We start from the raw sequence: 2,064 nt of genomic DNA, 5'->3' as shown, positions 1-2,064 counted from the left end.
ATTGCTATATGAGTTCTAGTTTAAATTGATATATATCTTCAACCTTCAATTATTAAAAACAACCCACCAATTAGAGCTGACAAATCAGAATATTTTTAAACCTTACCGAGATAATTAGGGTTTGCTGAAAAAGTATTTTTCAGGAGTAGGGAAGTAGGGAGTAGGGAGTAGACGGAAAGAATTAATTATATCAAATCCGTTTTATTAGACATAAAAAAATTCTTCAATTGTCATAACTACGCTCATCTTTGTAATTCTCTCTCCTCCTGACTCCTGACTTCTGACTTCCCACAACAGTTATTTATAAGTATTTAACCGAACATGATATTAGACATCTTTCTGAATTCTCTTCCCTCCTGACTCCTGTGCGGGCGTTAGCGGAGCTTTGCGTTAGCAAATGCCATTCGCCCCTACAACTGCTGACTGCGAATCAAACACTATCAGTCACACTACTAAAATTAAACGCCTTTACCCTTAGTCCAGGCAAAACACTATCACCATAACGTTGCACTTGACTAACAGCATCCACATCCCGCAACATATCCGGCAAAACCTGATTAAACCGCAAATTTTTAATCGGATAAGCAATCTTACCATCCTCAATCCAAAAAGTACCATCTCGTGTCATACCAGTCATCTCCAATGTCCGAGGATTAACATAACGCACATACCACGAACGATTTACCAAAATAGCTCTTTCTGTCTGGGCAATTAAATCGGCCAAACTTTGTTCAGAACCCTGCATCACCACTGGAAACATATAACCCGTGGGTTGTTTACCTTTTTGTGCTGCCCAATAACGACTGTAAGATAAAGTCTGTGGTACACCATCCTTAATCACTTCCAGATAATGATTACTCAACCCATTATTAGAGAAAGTCTCCAACTGCAACAAAGGATGTCCTGGATAGCGCTGCATCTGCACTAAAGGACTAAACATTTTTTCCCCAACTCGGTTGCCCACTGGTTTACCTGTTTCATCAGTGCGCGACATAAACGATCGCCCCTCATCTGCCGCCCGCGCATCTAAATTAAATATTAGCCAAATCAATAGATCGCTTAAAGCTGCCCCACTGAAAATCACAGGATAAACACCAGGGTTAATTTCTCTAGGTTGGCGAGAGGCAAAAGCACGGTTTATCAATTCCTCCGTTAGAGTTTCAGTGGGTAGTTGGTTTATTCCCCAGGCAGTGCTACGACTCCAACTAGAACCATTTTCAATTCTTGCCGTCAAACTAAAATCTGCTCTTGTATATTTACTATAAGCGCGTAACCCAACCGAGTTAGCGATCGCTCCTGAAAATGTATTTGTACTCAGAGTACCGGAGCCATCAACTCCTGCTTTGGCACTCATCGCACATACTTGTTGTACTATTTTTCCTCGCTCTAGTGGGGAGATAGTAGCGGTCAATTCATCAAAAGCGGGAGTACGTTTTTCATATTCTTGAGGTTCAAGCAGTGGCACCCATTCTGGGTCTTGTGGAGCAATGCGGGCAAGTTCCTCGGAACGACGAATAGTGGCTGTAATGGCATCCGGGTCTAATTCTGTGGTGGATGCAGTGGCGCTGCGAGTTCCGAAGTAACTGGTAATGTTGAGTTCAAATTTTGTTTTGGTAATATTCTGACTAATTTGATTTTCTGAGTAGCGACTTAGGGATGATTCGTTGTTGCTAAGACTAACGACTATACCTTCTGCTTCAGATTTTTTTACAGTTGTTTCTACTAAAGATAAAGCTTCGTCTTGACTAAGAAGATTTGCTTTAATGGCTGTGGTCATTTCAGTTATCAGTTATTAGTTATTATTAGGACTTACGCAGTACAAAGTATTTCCGTCATTGCGACCGACAGGGTTTGCGGAGCATTCCGGAACGGAAAGCAATCTCAAATCCTAATTTTTCGTACCTTATGCGTAACTTCTGATTATATCAAATCCGCTTAATTAGGTCAGGACTTATATCATCTGCGGTTGAATACTTATAAATAGACTACGGAGGAGTCAGGAGTCAACCCACCCCTAACCCCTCCCAACCCACCCCTAACCCCTCCCAGGAGGGGAGGGGAAGG

The 2,064-nt window shown here is 41.8% G+C and carries 1 protein-coding gene; it reads right to left on the bottom strand.

Annotated features, from left to right (window positions below):
- Window positions 1-430: 430 nt before the first annotated feature.
- Window positions 431-1,777: a TldD/PmbA family protein gene (locus tag D5R40_RS32455; protein ID WP_124144011.1), complete on the bottom strand. Its 1,347-nt coding sequence runs from the start codon at window positions 1,775-1,777 to the stop codon at window positions 431-433.
- Window positions 1,778-2,064: the final 287 nt, after the last annotated feature.

Source organism: Okeania hirsuta, assembly GCF_003838195.1.
GTDB classification, from domain to species: domain Bacteria; phylum Cyanobacteriota; class Cyanobacteriia; order Cyanobacteriales; family Microcoleaceae; genus Okeania; species Okeania hirsuta.
This window is presented reverse-complemented; position numbering and strand designations above follow the sequence as displayed.